Below are 17,002 nucleotides of genomic sequence, written 5' to 3'. Positions count from 1 at the left end.
GGCTCTTCTAGAAACGGTAAGTGAGGTCCAGGAGCAGGCGCAAATCGCGTTCGCGCTCGCCGTCGTAAGGTCGGCTGACCAGGCTCAGGTTGGCGCCAGCTTCCAGTACGTCATTCCAGCGAAAGCGTTGGCCGTACCCGATCAAGCCGACGCCGCCGGTGGAGTAATCCTTTTGGCTATAGGTACCCGCACCGAGCTGGAACTGCTGACTCCACTGGGTTTCGTAGCGGTGATAAAGCACATGGTTGACGTTGACGGTGGGCAACACACTGAAGTCGGACTTGGGGTTGAAGTAGATCGTGTCTTCCTTGCTGTTGCGGCTGGCACCGACTTCCAGGCCCAGCTCTACTTGCACTTTGGGCGAACTGTAGATGCCTTCGCGGCCGGTGAGCAAGGCTTCGACGCGGTCGTTGCCATCGCTAAAATGCGACGGGCTGACGGCCAGTTTCCACTCGCGGCTTTCGTTGGCGCGCCAGCGGATAAAACCGCTGCCGCCGTTGGCCGTGACACCCTCATTCAACGCACGCAACGGTGTGGTGTTGAGCAGGTAGCCAAGGCTGGCGCCGTACTGCCAGTGGTCGTTGATGTCGCGGGCAATCGACACGCTCGCGCCTTGTTTGGCGCCATCGCCATAGGAGTGGTTGGACACTTCGGCTTCGATGGTCATGTCGCGGGTGCGCCGCTCCACGCCCACACGCTGCCAGCGGTGATGGCCGGTGCCTTCGGCAAAATCGGCAGTGCCATAACCGACACCGGCGAACAGGCGCCAGTCCTCGTCGATGGGCGGGGTGTAGATCACGCTTTCTATGCCCCAGTCACGGCTACCCGACACCGCACCGGCCTCTTGGTTGTTACCGCCACCGAAGCTTTTACCGGTGTAGGCTTCCACCCGCACTTCGGCCATGTCGTGGACGTCGCGCAAGCGTTTGAGGCGCTGTACCTGGCGGTTGTCCGGGGCGCGGGCAACGACGTCATCAGTGAGCAGGTCCAGTTGCCGCCATTCCTGCAGGTCCAACGCGGTGAAGCCTTGGGACATTTCCACCCCAATGTCACGGGGGCTCTGGTTTTCGGTCTCCTTGAGCGAGTCTTCAGCGCGTCTGGGCCATTCACGGGCACGGTACATTTCTGCCTGTGCCAAACGTACACCGATGCTGCCGGGGGCTTTGCTCCCCAGGTTTTCCAGGGCTTGTTCGCTGGCATTCAGGTCCGCGCCATAGGTACCGGCCTGGGCCGCCAATTGTTGGGCGTCCATCCATTCGTCGTTAGGGTTGCCGATAGGCAAACCCTTGAGTTCAACCCGAGGTTTTTCGGTGCTGGCCAACTGCGTGGCGACCGCACGCGCCTCATCCACCTGGTCGTTTTCCGACAAGGCGTAGAACAGGGCGGTGCTGTCTTTGACATGATCACCGACGTCGGCATCCGCTGCAGTCAGCGCCTGGCGATACAGCGGCGCGGCTTTTTCCGGCAGGCGCTGGTCGAGGTAGGATGCGGCGACCCAGCGCACGGCGTAGGTCGGCAACTGCACGCCTTGGGCGGTGAGCACTTCGTATTCGCGAATCACCTCTGCGGTGCGTGCACGGGCCTTGAGTGCCCCAAGCCGGTCGATACGCCAGCGCACGACGTCGTCGTGAGCTGTGGCGTCCGGGGCCCAACGGCTGATCAGCTTGTCGTAATCCTGCAGGGCGCGATCGGCGATGACGTAGCGTTCTTTTTCGGTACGCGTAGCGAACTCGGCCATGCGCACACGCTCGGCGGCAAGGTCGCCTTCGAGGCGGCGCTGGGTGACCGCATCCACCAGGCCCGGGCGCCTGGCCGACAAGCGCAGGGCGGCTTCCGGCAGGCGAGCCTTTTGCAGGGCCACGATGTATTCACGGGCCACTTCCGGCTTGTCACCGGCGCGGATGAAGGCTTGGTCAAACTCGAACAGTGCGTCGTAGTTCAAGCCGGCGCGTGTCAGCGCATAACCCAGGGCCATGCGGCGGTCCGGATCATTGGGTTGCGCCGCCACCATCGCGCGCAAGCGCTGCACCGCTTCGTTGGCCTTGCCGCCATCGGCCTGGGTGAGGGCCTGGCCTAGTTGCAGGTTGATATTATTCGGCTCGCGCAACAGCGCCTGGCGATAGATCGCTTCGGCCTGGGGCCACTGCTTTTGATTGCGATAGGTGCGTGCCACCGTGGCGAGTGCCTGGGTGGTGAGGTTGCGGTGTTTGCCTTGTGCTTCGTAGACCTTCAACACTTCGGCGTCTTGCCCCGCCCAACCGGCAATCACCAGGTGGTCGCTGACCTGGCCTGGCGTTTGGCGTTCGGCGGACAGTTGGCGCAGTTGGGTCAGAGCCGGTGTGAAGTTACCGTTGCGAGCCTGGATGATCAGAGCGTCGTAGGCCGGATCGGCAAACGCGAGGCCAGGAACCAGCAATTGGCTGCACAGGGCGGCCCCGATAAGCAGACGCAACCGGCCTGAGGCACTGTAGGGGAGGTTTCGCAGCATATCGTGAGCTTCCTTACACACGGAAAGCCCTAACGATAGATGGTCCTGAGCAAAACGCATCAGGGTGTCGGCGTCTCGGGACCCGACCTAGCTTTCCTGTAGGAACTATCTCTTAGCGAAGTAGGGGGAAGTGCAATTCAGAACAATTGTTCAGAATTGTGCGAGCGCGATTTTTTGCCCTCACACAAAACGAATGTGGGAGCCGGGTTTGTGTGGGAGCCGGGCTTGCCCGCGATGCAGGCACCGCGGTCGTTCAGCCAGACCGGGGCGATGCTATCGCAGGCAAGCCAGCTCCCACACAAGCCAGCTCCCACATTTTTTACTGCATTTTCAGCGCTTACTGGGCGCCGCTGACCGCACCGGCCTTGGACATCACAAAGCTGAGGAACTGCTCAACGGTCATTTTCTGGCCGTTGAAAGTCACTTCGTTATTGGCGTAGTGCAACTTGGAAACCACATCGGTGCCCACCAGGGTTGCCATTTGGGTGCCGACGGCCATGCCGCTGACCATCTCGGCCGCCATCTGCGATTGCTGCTCGATGGCTTTGGGGTCAGTCACGCCGCCGACCTGGGCTTGCAGGGCGGCCACGTCGCTGATCATCGGCTTGGACAGGGTCAGGTTGGCATCGAGCAGCGCAATCATCTGCTTGCCCAGCTCAACCGGCGGCAGCTCCATGGACGTTGGCTTGGCGAGGTCGACCACCAGGTTGAACTTGCTTTCGCCGTGTGTGGTTTTCAGCGACAGGTTTTCCACCGCCAGTTGCGGCTTGGCAGCCAATACCTGGTTGACGTTGGCTTCGGCCAGGGCCTGCTCGGCTTCGGTCAATTGCAGTTCCGGTACCGGTTGGCCGGCAGCGGCAGCGGCTTGCACCGGTTGCATTTTGTCCTGGTAAAGCTTGGTCAGCACCAGCATCGCCGGGATGTCGACGTTCTTCATGCTCACGGCCATGGCCGCCGAGCCGACCGCCTTGCCCTGGTAACCGATCTCGTCGATTTTGTAGTCGACGCGACCGGCCAGGTTGTTGTCCTTGGCCTGGGTAGAATCTTTCTGCTCGAAGCCCTTGAGGGTCAGCACGGCTTTCTGCGGGCCAAAGGTGACCTTGGTGTCGGTCAGTTCCACGGTGTTCTGGCCGGTGTAGAAGCCAAAGGTGGACTTTTCCAGGTTGCTGGCGACGGTCAGGCCAGCCAGTTCCGCTTCGAACGGTGCACCATTGGCATCGATCGCGGCGACCTTGAGGCTGTTCATGAAGCCATCAGCCTTGACCTTCTGGCCTTCGGCGCTGCTGTCGAATTCCAGGTTGGCGCCGGAGAAGCTCACCGAGGAGGTGTCATCCTTGAATTCCAGCGGCAGCAATTCGATGTTGCCGCTGACCGAACGGCTGTAGCCGATATTCGCCACGCCTTTGAGCGGCGACACGTCTTTGCTGGCGGCGAACCATTTTTCGGTGGTGGGGTTCTTTTCCAGTTCGTAGTGACTGGTGGCCATGACCGGCAGCCACTTGAGCGTGACCAGGCGCGAGAACGGCAGCGGGCCGTGCTCGATATGGTCGACGAACAGCAACTCAGGATTCGGGTTGTCTTCACCGAACACGCTGCCCTGGCCCTTGAGGCGATAGTGCGCCGTGCTGCTGAACACGCCACGATCCAGAGACACCAGCTCCAGAGCCACAGTGCCGTCGACACCGGCCATGGAGGTCTGCAACTCTTTGTTGGCATTCTGGATCGCGGTTTGCAGGACCGGCTCCAGTTGTTTACCGGTGTACCAGGCGCCGCCCGCACTGACGGCGCCGATGGCGACAACAAAACCCAAGAAAACAACTGCTGGCTTATTCATGAAGTGACCTGATCAAATCCTGTGAGAAGTGGGCTGTCTTCCTTGAACCCTGTAGGGGTTCCTGTAGGAGCGAGCTTGCTCGCGAAGAACACTTGGGCACCGCGTTCATTTCAGAATGCACGGGTTATCGTTGGCGTCTTTCGCGAGCAAGCTCGCTCCTACAGTCGTGGCCCGTGTGGCCAAAGGCTGGGGAAGATTAGCACTGGCGGGCGTAAACGGCCCAGCCTTTCAGAGGGATCAGTTCAGCAGGAGTTCAGGAGTACTCTTGTTCGACTTCATCCAATTGGTGATCAAAACTCTTCAAACGTGCGGTCCAGGTGTACACCAACACCTCAAACTCCCGGTGGATCACGGCATTGCCGGGGGTGTCGGTCTTGGGGTCGCAAAAATCCAGCTGGTAGCGCTCGCGGGCCATTTGCGTAGCGACGTCGGACAATTCCCGCGCGTTATTGAGCCAATGCCTACCGTCGGCGACCTGCCGATCCAGCAGCACGCACTGTTTTTTCAGGACTTCGAGGCTTTTTTCCAGCGGCGTGCCGGTGAGGTCGCCCATGACTTCCTGAAACGTACGCCCGGGCTGCCAGTAACTGCCCCAGAAATAGCGGTCGAACACGGTTTCGACACGGCGCAGGGCGACCTTGGTGTCCCAGATCGCCACGCGGGTCTTGCCCTGTTCGAGGAGTTTTTTCTTCACCCGCTGGTTTTGATACGACGCCCAGGCCACCACGCCGATGGATAAGGTGCCGATCACCAGGCAGGCGCTGTCGAGGAACACCATGGCCTTGTCGAGTTGATGGGCGAGCATGACGCCGTAAAAATACGCGGCCGATAACAAAACCAGTGCGAAGAGCACGCACCAGAAAGCGGGAGCATAAGGGTTTTTCATTCTTGGAATCCCCATGAGCAAACGCGAGCTTTGTCGGGTGAAGCGTCACGACGCCTCACCTGACAAAGCATAGCAATCACCTCACGGTTTGCCGGGTTTTACCCCTTGCGTTCGTCCGCTTTCCCAACCGCCGCCCAGGGCCAGGAACAGATCGATCTGGCTCATGGCAACCTGGGTGTTAGCCGCCGCCAGTTGCGCACGCATATCGGTGTAGGTGCGCGTGGCTTGCAGGTCGGCCAGGAAGGATTCGCGGCCGGCCTGGAAGAAGCGATGGGTCTGGCCGGCGGCTTCTCGCGCCGACTGTTCGGCGTCGGCCAGGGCGTCGCGGCGTTGCAACACGGCGGTGTATTGGGCCAGGCCGGTCTGGGTTTCGCGGATGGCGTTGAGCACCACGCCGTCGAAGTGGGCCAGGGCGCCCTGTGTCGCGGCTTCAGCTTCATGCACGCGGGCGCGAGCGCCGTTGGTCGGTACAGTCCAGCTGATCATTGGGCCAAAGCCCCAGCGGTTGGTAGCAGGCGTGCCGAGGTTTTCCAGCAAGCCGACGGTGCCGACCGTGGCGCCGATGCTGATATCCGGGTACAACGCGCCGGTCGCCACGCCGATGCGTGCCGTGGCGGCGGCCAGTTGGCGTTCGGCCTGGCGCACGTCCGGACGGCGCTTGAGCAGCGTGGCGCCATCGCCTACCGGCAGCAGTTGAGCAATATGTGGCAGCTCGGCGCAGGTGCCCGTGCCGGCTGGCAGTTGGTCGACCGGTTTGGCCAGCAACATCGACAGCCGAAACAGCGCCGCCTGACGCGAAGCTTCATAGCGCGGTATGTCAGCGCGCAGGGATTTGTATTGGGTTTGCGAACGAGTCACCTGAGTCTCATCGCCTCGCCCGGCATCGCGCAGGCGCTGGGTCAGTTTGGTGCTCTGGGCTTGCAGGTCGAGGGACTCGTTGGCAATCGCCAGTTCTTCGTTGGCCGCGCACACCTGGGTATAGGAGCGCACCACATCGGCCACCAGGGTGATGCGGGCGATATCGGCGGCCGCCTGGGTTGCATCGGCGCTGGCCTTGGCGCTTTCAATACCGCGCTGCAAGGTGCCAAACAGGTCGAACTGATAGGACGTGGTAATCCCGACGCTGCCGATGTTGCCCACCGGGACTTTGTCCGGCAGCAAAAATGCTTCACCGGATTCCTGCAAGCGCTGGGCCTCGGCCTTGACGCCGGCACTCCAGCCGCCAGCGGATTCGGCCTGCTGCACCTGGTAACGCGAGCGCTGCAGGTTGGCAGCGGCCACGCGCAGGTCGGTGTTGGAGGCCATGGCCTGCTGCACCAGTTGGTCCAGGCGCGGGTCGTTATACAGCTTCCACCAATCGGCCGGCACTGGCGCCGACACGACGTTCTTGCCTTCGCCCATGATCGGCCCTTGCAGGTCACCACGGTTGACTGCGGCCTGTTCCGGCAGTTTGTAATCCGGGCCTACGACTTGGCAGGCCGACAGTAACAACCCCAGGGAAGCGGTTGCCAGAAGCCGCTTCATGGTTTGTCCCCGTCTTTAACCTTGTCGTCGATAATCGAGACCGTCGCAGTGCGCCCGGCGATCATGCGAAAGTCCGCCGGCACGTCGTCAAAGGCGATACGTACCGGAATCCGCTGGGCCAGGCGCACCCAGCTGAACGCCGGGTTGACGTTGGGCAACAGGTTGGAGCCGCTGCTGCGGTCGCGGTCTTCGATACCGGCGACGATGCTCTGCACGTGGCCATGCAGGCGCGCGTTGTCGCCGATCACACGGATGTCCACGCCCATGCCGACGTGGATGCCGTCGAGCTTGGTCTCTTCGAAATAGCCGTCGATGTGGAAGGAATTGCTGTCCACCACCGATAGCACCGGGCGCCCGGCGGTGACGAATTCCTGGGTACGCGGTGCGCGGTCGTTGACGTAGCCGTCCACAGGGCTGCGGATCACCGAGCGGTCGAGGTTGAGTTGGGCGGAGTCCACCGTCACTTGCGCTTCGGCCAGGGCCGATTGGGCGCGGGCGACGCGGGACTGGCTCTCTTCCAGTTGCTCGCTGGGCACCAGGTTGCCAAGGCCACGGTTACGCTTGTACTCGCGCTGGGCCTGGGCCAGGGTTTCCTGGCGGTCGGCCACGGCGGCCTGGGCTTGGCGCAGGGCCAGCTTGAAGCGGTCCTGGTCGACGGCGAAGAGCACCTGGCCCTTGGTCACCAACTGGTTGTCGCGCACGTCCACGCGCTGGATCAGCCCGGACACGTCCGGAGCAATCTGCACGATGTCGGCACGGATGTGGCCGTCACGGGTCCAGGGCGCAAACATGTAGTACATGACCATGCGCCACACAACGACGACCGCGAAACTCACGACCAACAACGTCAGGACGACACGGCCGATAGTCAAAAAAGGTTTTTTCATGTCATCAGATATCGACTGAGTGAGTCCACCGCGCCCAGCAACAGCGCGTAGAGCCCCACATTGAACAATGCCCGGTGCCAGACCAGGCGATAGAAGTGCATGCGCGTCAACAGCCCGTGCACCACCAGAAACAACACATAAGTAATGCCCATCAGCACCAGCAGCGTGGGCAGGAACACCCCGCTGATATCCAGGTCACCGATCATAAAGGCGCTCCATCAGGTAACGGCGCTTGCATCTCTGTACCGCCAATGAACTCCACGCCGGGCAACAGCGCCAGGCGCAGGCCGGCCAAGGCGTGCAGCAGGTGCAGGCGTGTGTCCTCTTCGTCTTGCAGGCCCTGGCCGTTAAGGGCACGACGGGTGCGGTCCAGGGTCATCAGCAGACCGCTGGGCGCGGGCAAGCGTTCACCCGCTTTCAAGCACGCCTTGAAGTAACCGCCCACGCCTTCCACCACCTGGTTGAGCAACACCCGGGGTACGCCGAGGATGCGTGGCGAGTAGGCCAGCAGGTCGAGCAGGTTCAGCGCCACGCGCAGGTCGCGCAGGGCGATGCCGGTGTCCTGGCCGGTGAGGGCCAGGCGCGGCAAGTGCTGCATCAGACGGTCGAGCATTTGCGCGGCCATGTGCCGGTGTTCGGCCAGGGTCGCGGGCTCGGTGAGGCTGACGATGTCGCGCCAGCTGAAACGGGTGAGGCGCTTGGCCGCCAATTCAGCGCCGAAGGGTCGCGCGATCAACGTCCACACAAACGCAAACAGCAGGCCCACGGGCCCGGCCAGGTTGACGTTGGCGAAGTTGAGAAAGTCCGCGTCATAGGCGCCCTGGATGCTGATGAAGGATGATGTGTTCACCAGCGTCAGCAACATGCCCAGGTAGAAGCGTGGCTGAACCGTAAGGGTGCCGATGCAGATAAACGGCACGGCGAAGGCCAGCACCAGCATGGGGAAGTCATGCAGGTTGGGCAGCACCAGAAACAGGTACAGGCTGGCGAACAGCACCGACATGGCGGTCCAGAAAAAGAACCGGTAGATCTGTGGTGCCGGATCGTCCATCGAGGCGAAAAAGCTGCAGGCGACGGCGGCAAGGATCACGGCGCTGCCACCGTCGGTCCAGCCCAGCAGAATCCACAGCACCGAGGCTACGATGATCGCGGTCACGGTGGAGAACGCCGAGTAGAACATCAGGCCACGGTCGAGAAACGGCGTGAGCCGGCCCAGGCGCCAGTGGCGGTAGACGGCGCGCCAGGTGTCCTGGCTTTCACACTGGATGGCGGCTTGCAGGCTGCGGCAGTCTTGCCACAGGTCGACCCATTCGCCCAGGCGGTACAGGGCGTTGGAGAACAGCAACGTGTGGCGGTCATCCAGCGCTTCGCCCTGGGGTTGGGCGGCATCGATCTGGTCACGCAGCACGCGCCAGCGTTCCAGGGGTGCTTGTTCGGTGGTGCTTTGCAGCCAGGCGTTGGCCTCTTCCAGCAACGGTTTGAGCCGGTCGAGAAACTCCGGTGCGCGATGCTCGATGGCGTACACCGCATCATCCAGTGCATCGATTACCGGCAGCAGATGGATCATGCGCCCGCGCAGTTCCTTGGTGTTGCGCACCGTTTGTGGCCGCGCGCCTTCGTGAGGCAACTGGCCGATCATCAACTCAAGGGTGTTGAAGGTGGCGACCATGCCGCCGCGCAGGTTACTGACTTCTTCTGGGTCTACCTGACGGGTGAGGAAGCGCTGGCTATAGACCTGGGCGTCGCTGAACCACTTGGCCACCGAGCCATCGAACACCGGCATCAGGCGCCGAGGCCAGAACATCGCGCCCACCACCGCTGCGACCGCGATGCCGAGGAAGATTTCTTCGGTACGCGCCTCCGCCACATCCCAGACCGCCAAGGGGTTATCCACCACCGGCAAGGCAATCAGCGGCAAGGTGTAGCCGGCCAGCATCAGGGCATAGTTATTCGCGGTGCGCAGGTGCATGGATAAGAACAGCAAAGTGCCGGTCCACAACGCAATCACCACCACCAGAATGTAGGGTGACTGCACGAACATCGGCACAAACAGCACCGCCGCCGCCGCGCCCATCAAGGTGCCGATGGCGCGGTACAGGGCTTTGGAACTGGTAGGGCCGACAAACGGGCTGGAGACGATATACACCGTGGCCATCGCCCAGTACGGACGCGGCATTTGCATGAGCATGGCGATATACAGCGCGATCATCGACGCGGCGAAAGTACGCACCCCGTAGAACCAGTCGCGGGCAGGCGGGAAGCCGGTAAAAAATCCGTTCAAGGCGACACAGCCTCGGCCGCTTCGAAGGCGCGCAATACACGCAGTGCCGCTTGCAGATCGTCGGGGGCGATATCGGCCAACACATCCTTGCGCAGACGCACCAGTTGCGCCTCCACCGCCTGCACCAGCTCACGGCCACGCTCGGTAAGGCTCAGGGCCTTGGCGCGGCGGTCGTGGATGTCTTCGGTGCGGCAGACGTAACCGTCACCGCACAGCCGGTCGAGCAGGCGCACCAGTGATGGGCTTTCCATACCGGAGGCCTGGGCTACTTTGACCTGGTGCACACCGTCGCCCAAGCGACCGATCATCAACAACGGCACGGCGCAGGCTTCGGAGATGCCATAGCTCACCAGCGTGGTCTGGCAGATTTTGCGCCAATTACGGGCGCCCACCACCATGCTGCTGCTGAGGCTCATCTGGAGTTGTTCGAGGGATTGATGCACTGGATAGTTCGCATACAGTTAGTTTGCTAACTATCAATATGGTGGAGGAAGGGTTCGCCGTCAAGTTTTGAAACAATTTCGCAGATGAGTGGTGGGATGTGGCTTGAGTAAAGCGGGGTTTAGGGTAGGCATCAGCAAATCGCTGATATTCGCCATACGACAAACAAAATGTGGGAGCTGGCTTGCCTGCGAAAGCGGTGGTTCAGTTGAATATTCAGTGACTGACACGCCGCCTTCGCGGGCAAGCCCGCTCCCACATTAGGCCAGCGTCAGCATTTTTTGCTCCATCGCCAAACGCTCCAGACTTTTAAAATCTCCGACGCACCGATCAATCCAGCCATTGCCAGGACGTTGTACTGCGGCAAAACTCGAGCGCCAATCAACAGGAGCGAAACGGAGGGGATAACGAGCACAAGTCGTAAGGGGGTTTGAAAAAATACAAGCCACACGACTGATTTTTTCTGAAGAAAAAACATGGCGCAGGATGCAAAAATTGAGGCCTGTAAAACCAACCAACGCCCCCATAAACATGACAATTTGCACATCACTGTGCTCTCGCAAAACATCTGAGGCGCTTATCACATCACTCAGATACGGAATTCCTTTTTTTCATACGCCTCATCTGGCGTGACTGGATGACCTCTTACTCGCCCATCAACCTCAAGCTCTCCTCCTCAATAAACCCAAACACCTCCTCCGCCACGCTGTATTGAAACTGCTTACGCCGATGCTTGGAAAGGTTCCCACCGTTATCCAGGCACATCATCACCAGCTTCGACAGATCACTGCCGCGCACGTCGTAGCGTTGGTTCACCGCTTTGATCACACGGTCGTAGCGGTCGAGGAATTCGGTTTCTTCGCGCAGTTCCACTTCCAGGGCTCGGCGGGCCATTTGCAGGGTGAATTCGACGCAGCGGGTCGCATCCCAGTAGCGATAGATCGAAGGGTGGCCGATGAAGTCGAACGCCATGTGGTCGGCGTCCAGCCAGGTGACGTTCCAGAATTCCCGAGTCGGCTGGGAGAAGGTCTTGAGTGCCTCCAGATAGGCTTGTTCCTCGTGCTTCATGGCGACAGAGACCGGTAGCAGCAAACCATTTTCCAGTGCGCCGTAGTGGCAAAGCGTCTGGTGAATCAGGAAGCGAGACAGGCGCCCATTACCGTCCATGAACGGGTGCAGGAAGACGAAACCAAAAGCGGTGACCGCGGCCGCAACCAAAGGATCGACGTCTCGCACGGGCTGGTTGGCGAAGGCCATAAGCTCTTCCATCAGTTCCTGGCAAAGCGCGGGGGCTGGCGGCACGTAGCTCACACCGGCTGCGCCGCGTAGCCCGTTGTGCAGATGGTTCTGTTCGTGGCGAAACGCGACGGCTTTGTCAAACGGATTGGAGATGGTGCTGTTTTGCAGCTCGACCAAGTAGTCCTCGGTGAGCAACCGGCCTTCGTGGGCCTGGCGCAGGAGTTGAACGAAGCGACGGGATTTTTCTTCGCTGGGTTGTTCTTTTTCGATGGCAAATGAATCGCGGGTTTCGTGCAGGTATGCCCACTGGATGGCGCGGTCCATCATTTCGGGAGGGAGGGTGCGATAACCTTTAGATCCAGCGCCTCACACAGATGAGCGTATCCGACTGTTGGCATGGCGAGCTTTCCAGAAAAAATTCACTTAGGCGATTAAAGCCCAGTTTTTTTTACCGCTCACCATTTTTTTTTACATACTCGCCCTTATTTGGATATTTTTTTACACCTCTCGCCCACCCCGCAACATCAAGTTCAACTCATCCACCACCACCGCCCAATCCGCATCGTCCAGAATCTCTTCACGCAAAAATGCCTTCTGGGCGTCGCTCCAAAAAAACGCATCCGCCAGTTTCAACTCCGGCTTGAGCGGCGAATGAGAGGCGACAAATTGCTCGATACTGACCGGGTCGTGCGGCAAGCCAAGCTGTTTGAACAAAGCCGGTAGGCTGTGCAGTGGCGATTCCATGGAGAGCTCCTCATAAGTAGGTTGAAGTGAGTCTAGCGGCAGCCTTCAAGTTGCGGCGCCGGTGCGTTGCATAGCACGAACAACCGCGCCCTGGCGCCACCGCCGTCCTGGCGACTGAGTTCGTGCCAACTGTTGGGCAGCGGCGCGAATTCATCCGGGGCTTCGTTGCTGCTGATCAACCATACCCGTCGCGTTTGAGCAGGCAGTGCTGAGAGGCGGTCCAGATAGATGCGGCCACCGTCCTGGTCCACCAGTGTGCCGAAACCATAGGCGTTCGGTCGCGTCGAGGTACCGTCGGGTTTGGGCGGTGTGAAGAGCTGCAGTTGCGCGTCGGTCTGGTCGTAATACACGTAGCTGAGGTACCACATCATGTCGCTGAGGACGATGCGGTCGCCTTCCTGGTAGTTGCGATTGACGAACTCCACCGGCACGTTGAACTGGTCGTGTTCATCCACCTCGAAGTTGTTTTTTAACCCCAGCAGTTCTACGCCAACAAACAGCGCGAACAGTGCCACGCCCAGCCAGGACAAACGGGACGGCAAACGGTCGATGGCAAGCGCCAGGACTATCGGCAGGCCCAACGCATACACCGTGAGGTAGCGCTCGATAAACACCGGCGAGATAAAGGACACGCCATAGACCAGCAGCAGCGGCAGCAGGCAAAACAGTGCCGGCAGGCGCGCCGCGGGGTTGCGCCAGGCCGTCGATACAACCACCCCGGCCAGCAGCAGGGGTAACAGCCAGAACAGCGGCGGCCACAGGCCGAGACCGTCATCCTGCAACAGGAACTGCCAGACCATCGATGGCAGCGACAGTAGATTGACTGGCTCTTCCCAACCAATGTCGCCGCCGACTTTGAGCTGTTCGACGTGCTGCACCAAATCCAGCAGGTTGGGCAGCCAGGGCAGATACAACAACACTATCGCTACGTTGGCGACCCACCACGCAGGTCGCGTGATCAGGCGTTGAGCTGGCGCCTGCAACCCCAGGTACGCCCAATGCACCAGCACGCACAGCGCGGTGAAGTAGTGGGTATAGAACCCGGCGCTCATTAACAGCACATACACAGCCAAATAACGTGCGCGCTCGGGCTGCCTAACCCAGTACACCAGCGCCAGCGTGGCGCCCAGCAGCCATACGCCCAGCAGCGAATACATGCGCACTTCCTGGCTGTAGCGCACCGCCGTCGGCAACAGCGCCAGCAGGATGCCCGCCAGCACGGCCGCGCGGCGGGTGGACAGTTGCCGTGTCAGCCAGATGCCCAGGCCCACGACGGCCACGCCGGGGATCGCACTCAGGCTGCGAATCGAGCCGATGCTGTCGCCGAACACCTCGATCCAACCGCGCAGCAGCAAGAAATACAGGGGTGGGTGCACATCATGAGCCGCGTGAAACCACAGGTCGGCCAGGGCGTATTCGCTCAGTAACAGGCTTGAGCCTTCGTCGCCCCAGATCGCCGCCGAGGTGAGGTGGTAAAACCGCAGGGCCATGGCCAGCGCCAGGATCGGCGCCCACCACAGGCGGCTGAGCCAGCCGGCACCTTCCCAGCTCAAGCGATGAAAGGCAGGCAATGCCCCGATTTTTTCGTGTTGTTCTACTACAGATCGACGCATATCGACTCCGCTACTACTGCCCTCTTACAGGACAAACACTGCGCATGCGCAAACACCGCCACTCTAGGCCAAAAGCCCTGGCCTCGCCGCTGGAATCGGACAAATCAGCAATTTGTGTAGGCCTTCACCGAAGCACGCGTCGGATCAGGCTATTATTGGCCCTTCTCCAAGGACTCAGGATCAAGGAAACGTTATGCGCATCGGTTTGCTGTCACCTCTGGCCCTGGCCCTGCTGGCCGGGTTTTCCCTACCGGCCCAGGCCAGTTCTGACGACTCGTGCTACCCCGACTGGCGGGTATCGCGTGACGGCTACGAGCCGTGCAGCAACCAACCGTTTCTCAGCCCTGGCAACGACAGCCGGGTGAACCTGCGCCTGTTGCTGGCCGACAAAAAAGCCACGCCGCTGACGCCCAATGCCTTGGGCGAAGACGATTTGGCCCAAGGTTTCGGCCCGGTGCCGTTTCCGGTGTATCGCTTGGTGCCGGTTCCGGCTACGACTGAGGAGCCGGATAACAAGGCTGACGATTCACGCACAGCCGAACTCGACACTTTGCTCCAGCCCCTGGGTATCAAGCGCGAGGAGTACAAGACCGCAGGCCAGGCCTTCCTGAATGGCGAAGGCAGCCGTTGCCGCAGCAATGACGATGACAGCGCCACGGCGTTTATCAGCCAGGTGATCAAAGCCGATATGCCGCCCGCCGAACGCGACGTGCTGGTGAAAGCGCGCTTGCAGTTGCTGACCACCTGTGACTTCACAGGCCAGGTGGCGGACGCGCAATTGACGCCCTCGGCCAACGCCCAGCTGTTTCGCACCTACCTGCAGGCCGCCGCCGATTTCTACGGCGGGCGCTTCGTTTACGCCGAGCGCGGTTTCGCCGCCGCCGCGACCAGCGAGGTACCTTGGCTGAAAGAGACCGCGCTGTACATGACCGCACGCACCTCGTTGAACCGGGCCCAGGCCGAAGCCTTCGATGAGTACGGTATGCCGCAACGCGAGCATGTAGATAAGTCTGCCTTGAGCGATGCCGAAGAAGGTTTTCTCAGTTATCTGAAACACTATCCACAAGGCGATTACGTTGCGTCCGCCCGTGGCCTGCTGCGCCGCGTGCATTGGCTGGCGAACGACGATGCCAAGCTCGCCGAAGACTTCACCTGGCAATTCACCGAGGCTACCGACGCCCAGCGCAATGTCAGCGTCGACGAGTTGGTGGAGGAAGCCGACCTCAAGTTGCTGATGGTCGGCAACAAGGCGCAGAAGAGTCCGATGCTGCAAGTGGTCAGCGACCTGATGGCGATGCGCGCCCACACCCCGCCGCTGTTGAGCCGCGAAGACCTGGACAAGCAAAAGAGCACGTTCGCCAACGAGCCAGCGTTGTTCGACTACCTGCAAGCGGCGTATGCCCTGTACGTCGAGCATCAACCCGACGCCGCCCTCAAGCATCTGCCTGCGGACGTGCCGTCGAATCTTGATTACTTTGCCTTCAGCCAGCAGACCCTGCGCGCCTTGGCACTGGAGGCCAGGCAAGACTGGAAGGGCGCCGAAACCCTGTGGCTGCAACTGCTGCCGCTGGCCAAGCAACCGCTGCAACGCGACCAACTGGAACTGGCCCTGGCGATGAACTACGAGCGCAGCGGCCAACTGGCCAAAGTGTTCGCAACCGACTCGCCAATCAGCGCCAAGCAAGTGCGCTACATCCTGCTGCGCAATGTCGCCGGCCCAGAGCTACTGCGCCAGCAGGTCGCCAACGCCAGCGACCCTACCGAACGCCAGAGCGCACAATTTGTGCTGCTCTACAAAGACCTGCTGCACCGCCAGTTCGCCACCTTTGCCGACGATCTCAAACAAGCCTCGTTCTCCGAAGACAAACTCGGCACCAGCCTGGGCTACACCTACACCAGCGGCCAGACCTTGAAACTGTTCCAGTGGAACGGTGACAAGGCCGAATCCGGCTACGCCTGCCCAGGCATCGCGCAAACTGCCGCAACCTTGCAGGAAGATGCAAAAAACCCGCACGCCTTGAACTGCTTCGGTGAGTTCATCCTGCGCAACGGCCTGGACGGTATGCCGTTGGAGCAACCCCGCGCCGCCGGCAGCCTGGGCAGCACCGCCTCGCAGTTCAAGGGGGAAACCTTCTCGCGTCTGGACGGCTACAAGCAGGTCATCGCCAACGCCAAGGCGCCGAAAACCGACAAGGCGTATGCGCTGTTTCGCGCCATCAACTGCTACGCGCCAGCCGGCTATAACAGTTGCGGTGGTGAAGACGTTGCGCCAGCGGTGCGCAAAGCCTGGTTCCGCCAACTCAAGACCGGTTTTGCCGACACCCAGTGGGGCAAATCGCTGCAGTACTACTGGTGAAGTCGCTGTGGCTGGGCTTGCTGTTGCTGGCAAGCCCGGCTTTTGGTGCCGTCGACGCCCGCGACTATGACGCCTTCTGGCTGTGGAGTGGCGTCGAGCCTCAGCCGGTGATCAAGCAGGCAAAAACCCTGTACATCCTGCAAGGCCAGATCAACTCCACCCGCCGCGCGCCCCAGCGCGGCGTGCAATTGATCGCCCAGGGCATCAGTGTGCCCCGCATTACCCAAGGCGAAATCTGGGTGGTCTATCGCGCCCACACCTTGCACTGGCCGGAACAGGTCTACACCCAAGTGCTCGGCCAGGTGCAACGCTGGCGCGACGCGGGTAACCCGGTGATCGGTATCCAGATCGACTTCGATGCTCGCACCCAATACCTGCACGAATACGCCGATTTTCTGCGCGACCTGCGCCAGCGCCTGCCTGCCGACCTGCGGTTGAGCATCACCGGCCTGATGGACTGGAGCAGCAACGCCGACCCGGCCGCCATCGCCCAGCTCAAGGGCGTGGTGGATGAAGTGGTGGTGCAGACCTATCAAGGGCGTCACAGCATCCCGGATTACGCGGCGTATTTGCCGCGGATGAATCGGCTGGGGGTGCCGTTCAAGATTGGCTTGATTCAGGGCGGAGAGTGGCAAGAGCCGGGGTATCTGCGGGGCAATGAGTGGTTTCGGGGGTATGTGGTGTTTTTGCAGAATCTTTGAAGTTTGGT

The 17,002-nt window shown here is 61.0% G+C and carries 13 protein-coding genes and 1 pseudogene; 2 read left to right on the top strand and 12 right to left on the bottom strand.

The features are described from left to right. Positions 1 to 7: 7 nt before the first annotated feature. The 12 genes and pseudogenes from pgaA to TX23_RS11730 form a co-directional block, all read right to left on the bottom strand. Complete coding sequence (gene pgaA, locus TX23_RS11780) at positions 8 to 2,488, bottom strand: poly-beta-1,6 N-acetyl-D-glucosamine export porin PgaA (RefSeq protein ID WP_057702323.1); 2,481 nt, start codon at positions 2,486 to 2,488, stop codon at positions 8 to 10. A 337-nt stretch (positions 2,489 to 2,825) separates the two neighbouring features. Then, positions 2,826 to 4,322, bottom strand: coding sequence for a YdgA family protein (locus tag TX23_RS11775; protein ID WP_057702322.1), 1,497 nt, complete (start codon positions 4,320 to 4,322; stop codon positions 2,826 to 2,828). 253 nt (positions 4,323 to 4,575) lie between these two features. Further along, a complete protein-coding gene (locus TX23_RS11770; protein ID WP_057702321.1) occupies positions 4,576 to 5,208 on the bottom strand; it encodes a hypothetical protein in 633 nt (210 codons plus the stop codon). 81 nt (positions 5,209 to 5,289) lie between these two features. Then, entirely contained in the window at positions 5,290 to 6,732 is a 1,443-nt protein-coding gene (locus TX23_RS11765; protein ID WP_057702320.1) for an efflux transporter outer membrane subunit, read from the bottom strand. Beyond that, positions 6,729 to 7,619, bottom strand: a complete 891-nt coding sequence (locus TX23_RS11760; protein WP_032894228.1) for an efflux RND transporter periplasmic adaptor subunit — start codon at positions 7,617 to 7,619, stop codon at positions 6,729 to 6,731. Before TX23_RS11760 ends, TX23_RS11765 begins: the two co-directional genes overlap by 4 nt. Continuing rightward, positions 7,616 to 7,825 carry a DUF1656 domain-containing protein gene (locus TX23_RS11755; protein WP_003187469.1) on the bottom strand — a complete coding sequence of 70 codons (210 nt, stop codon included), beginning with the start codon at positions 7,823 to 7,825 and terminating at the stop codon, positions 7,616 to 7,618. The genes TX23_RS11760 and TX23_RS11755 overlap by 4 nt, the downstream gene beginning before the upstream one ends. Further along, positions 7,822 to 9,900: an FUSC family protein gene (locus tag TX23_RS11750; RefSeq protein ID WP_057702319.1), complete on the bottom strand. Its 2,079-nt coding sequence runs from the start codon at positions 9,898 to 9,900 to the stop codon at positions 7,822 to 7,824. The genes TX23_RS11755 and TX23_RS11750 overlap by 4 nt, the downstream gene beginning before the upstream one ends. Further along, positions 9,897 to 10,316 (bottom strand): MarR family winged helix-turn-helix transcriptional regulator, encoded by a 420-nt coding sequence (locus TX23_RS11745; protein WP_034125424.1) that lies wholly within the window; start codon positions 10,314 to 10,316, stop codon positions 9,897 to 9,899. The genes TX23_RS11750 and TX23_RS11745 overlap by 4 nt, the downstream gene beginning before the upstream one ends. A 285-nt stretch (positions 10,317 to 10,601) precedes the next feature. Beyond that, positions 10,602 to 10,886, bottom strand: coding sequence for a hypothetical protein (locus TX23_RS28015; RefSeq protein WP_157243914.1), 285 nt, complete (start codon positions 10,884 to 10,886; stop codon positions 10,602 to 10,604). 100 nt (positions 10,887 to 10,986) lie between these two features. Beyond that, positions 10,987 to 11,922 (bottom strand): annotated as a pseudogene (locus TX23_RS11740) (Fic family protein); the annotation flags it as partial. 156 nt (positions 11,923 to 12,078) lie between these two features. Further along, positions 12,079 to 12,324, bottom strand: a complete 246-nt coding sequence (locus tag TX23_RS11735; protein ID WP_057702318.1) for a DUF2789 domain-containing protein — start codon at positions 12,322 to 12,324, stop codon at positions 12,079 to 12,081. Positions 12,325 to 12,356: 32 nt separating this feature from the next. After that, on the bottom strand, positions 12,357 to 13,937 hold the full coding sequence (locus TX23_RS11730) for a glycosyltransferase family 39 protein (protein ID WP_057702317.1): 1,581 nt from the start codon (positions 13,935 to 13,937) through the stop codon (positions 12,357 to 12,359). Between the two features lie 193 nt (positions 13,938 to 14,130). On the opposite strand from TX23_RS11730, the gene TX23_RS11725 reads away from it, so the two are divergent. Then, positions 14,131 to 16,293, top strand: coding sequence for a hypothetical protein (locus TX23_RS11725; RefSeq protein ID WP_057702316.1), 2,163 nt, complete (start codon positions 14,131 to 14,133; stop codon positions 16,291 to 16,293). Continuing rightward, positions 16,290 to 16,994: a DUF3142 domain-containing protein gene (locus TX23_RS11720; protein ID WP_057702315.1), complete on the top strand. Its 705-nt coding sequence runs from the start codon at positions 16,290 to 16,292 to the stop codon at positions 16,992 to 16,994. The genes TX23_RS11725 and TX23_RS11720 overlap by 4 nt, the downstream gene beginning before the upstream one ends. Positions 16,995 to 17,002: the final 8 nt, after the last annotated feature.

The sequence above is a fragment of the Pseudomonas paralactis genome, assembly GCF_001439735.1.
GTDB lineage: Bacteria > Pseudomonadota > Gammaproteobacteria > Pseudomonadales > Pseudomonadaceae > Aquipseudomonas > Aquipseudomonas paralactis.
Note: the sequence above shows the minus strand (reverse complement) of the source record. Positions and strands in the feature narration are given on the sequence as shown.